This window comes from Kitasatospora sp. MY 5-36, from assembly GCF_001182915.1.
GTDB lineage: Bacteria > Actinomycetota > Actinomycetes > Streptomycetales > Streptomycetaceae > Kitasatospora.
Genome location: NZ_LFVW01001083.1, coordinates 1 through 2,011, shown reverse-complemented (window position 1 = coordinate 2,011; position 2,011 = coordinate 1). Strand labels below are relative to the sequence as shown.

At 75.2% G+C, this 2,011-nt stretch carries 3 protein-coding genes and 1 pseudogene; 1 reads left to right on the top strand and 3 read right to left on the bottom strand.

All coding sequences use genetic code 11. The features are described from left to right. Together AE652_RS40330 and AE652_RS40325 are read right to left on the bottom strand one after the other, a co-directional pair. The coding region (locus AE652_RS40330; protein ID WP_049660755.1) for a hypothetical protein at positions 1-189 on the bottom strand (189 nt) is incomplete at its 3' end. 6 nt (positions 190-195) lie between these two features. After that, positions 196-399, bottom strand: a complete 204-nt coding sequence (locus AE652_RS40325) for a hypothetical protein (RefSeq protein ID WP_049660754.1) — start codon at positions 397-399, stop codon at positions 196-198. A 288-nt stretch (positions 400-687) separates the two neighbouring features. Between AE652_RS40325 and AE652_RS40320 the strand changes: the two genes are divergently transcribed. Next, positions 688-1,674 carry a LuxR C-terminal-related transcriptional regulator gene (locus AE652_RS40320; RefSeq protein ID WP_049660753.1) on the top strand — a complete coding sequence of 329 codons (987 nt, stop codon included), beginning with the start codon at positions 688-690 and terminating at the stop codon, positions 1,672-1,674. On the opposite strand, the pseudogene AE652_RS40315 reads toward AE652_RS40320, so the two are convergent. Further along, positions 1,671-2,011, bottom strand: a pseudogene (locus AE652_RS40315) (hypothetical protein); the annotation flags it as partial. The gene AE652_RS40320 and the pseudogene AE652_RS40315 overlap by 4 nt on opposite strands.

The window sequence follows — 2,011 nt, the reverse complement described above, 5'->3', positions numbered from 1 at the left end:
CGCCGCCTCGTCGGCGGCGCGGACGTAGAGCACCAGGCCGACGCCCTCGGGCACGGCGCGGGCGCGCACGTGCTCCAGGCCGTCGTCCGGGGCGGCGCACGCCCACAGCGCGGTCTGGACCTCCGCGGCCGCCGCCTCTCCCGAGGGGGCGGCGGCACCGGCCGGCACGGTCAGCTGGACTGCGAACACCGCAGGTCAGGCCTGCGTGACGGCGTCGTCGGCGGGCGGGGCGTCCCAGCCGATCGACCGGGCGGAGGGGTTGTCCCAGCCGATCCCGCCACCCGGGCCCTGGGTGGCGGACGGGGCGTCGGTGGCGGTCGTACCGGCGGCGAAGGCCGGCGCGGCGGAGCCGGCGAGGGCGAGGGTCAGGAGGACGGCGGCGAGTGGACGGACGGCCACGGCGGATTCCTGTTCTGTGCGGGAACTTCGTTGGGGGATAACGCAGTTCTGGGTGTCCGGGAATTCGGGGAATGCGCGCACGGCGAATCCTCCCGTTCCGCGGGCCGCCACGGGAAGGGAATTCGGCGGGCAGGAACAGGACAGGCAGCATGCTGCAGAACCGCGAAGGGCGGCAGCGGCGGGGGCCGTTGACCGGATCATGCCCTTGCGAGGGGTTCCGGCCGGGGGAAGGATCGGCCCGGGCCGACCGGGCATACGGAATCGTCCACGGGGATCAGGGGTCGAGAAGTGCTGGAACTGCTGGGGTTGGACGCCACCACGGAAGCCGTCTACCGAGGAATGCTCGCCGACCCGGAAGGCGGGGTCGCGGAACTCTGCGACCGGCTCGGCCTCCCCGAGGCCGCCGTGCGCGCGGCCCTCGACCGGCTCGCCGACCTCACCCTGCTGCGGACCTCCCGCGAGCGGCCCGGCACCCTGCGGCCGGTCAGCCCGGAGCGCGGACTGGAGATCCTGCTGCGCCGCCAGGAGGAGGAACTCGCCCGTCGGCAGCAGGAGTTGGCCGCCTCCAAGGCCGCCGTCGCGCGGGCCCTGGGGGAGTACGCCAAGGTGCGGACCGACACCCCGGTGGGCGACCACGAACGGCTGCTCGGCCTCGACGCCATCCAGGACAAGCTGGAGGTGCTGACCGCCCGGCTGACCACCGAGGTCCTGGCGGTGATGCCCGGCGGCGCCCAGTCCGCGGCCAGCCTGGCCGCCTCCCGGCCGCTCGACGAGGACGCCCTGCGACGCGGCGTCAGCCTGCGCACCGTCTACCAGGAGAGCATCCACGACGCCCCGGAGACCCTCGACTACGCCCGCTGGATGTCCGGCCTCGGCGGCGAGGTGCGCACCGCACCGGTGCTGCCACCCCGGATGCTGGTCTTCGATCGCAGCACCGCCGTGCTGCCGATCGACCCGGAGAACACCCGGGCCGGCGCCCTGTGCACCCGGGAGCCGGGCATCGTCGCCTCCCTGGTCGCCCTGTTCGAACAGACCTGGGAGACCGCCGTCCCGATCACCGACGACCCCGACGGCGTGCCGCCGCTGACCCTGACCACCGGCGAGCGCGAACTCCTGCGCCTGCTGTCCACCGGCCTCACGGACGACGCGGCGGCCAAACGCCTCGGCGTCTCGGTACGCACCGTCCGCCGCCAGATGGCCGTCCTGATGGAACGCCTCGACGCGGCCAGCCGCTTCGAAGCCGGCCTCAAGACCGCCCGCCGCGGCTGGCTCTAGCCGCCCGGCGGGGGGTCGGCTGCTGCGGCGGCAGCGGCGGCCAGGCGGTCCACCTCGACCCATTCGTCGAGGTGGAGGCCGTACAGGCGGGCCGGGTGGTCGGCGGCGGGGTGGGTGGGGAGGAAGGCGGGGGAGTGGCCGCGGTGGAGGTACCAGGAGCCGAGGCGGACCAGGGCGGCGCGGCGTTCGGCGGCGCTGGTCTCCACGGAGCAGCGTTCGGCGGCGTAGAGGCGCAGGAGGTCGTTGAGCCGGTAGTGGTCGCGGTCCTCGGGGGTGAGCAGGTGGGCGGCGGCCAGCCGGTCGAGGACGGGCCGGACGGCGGCGGGCGGGGCGCCGG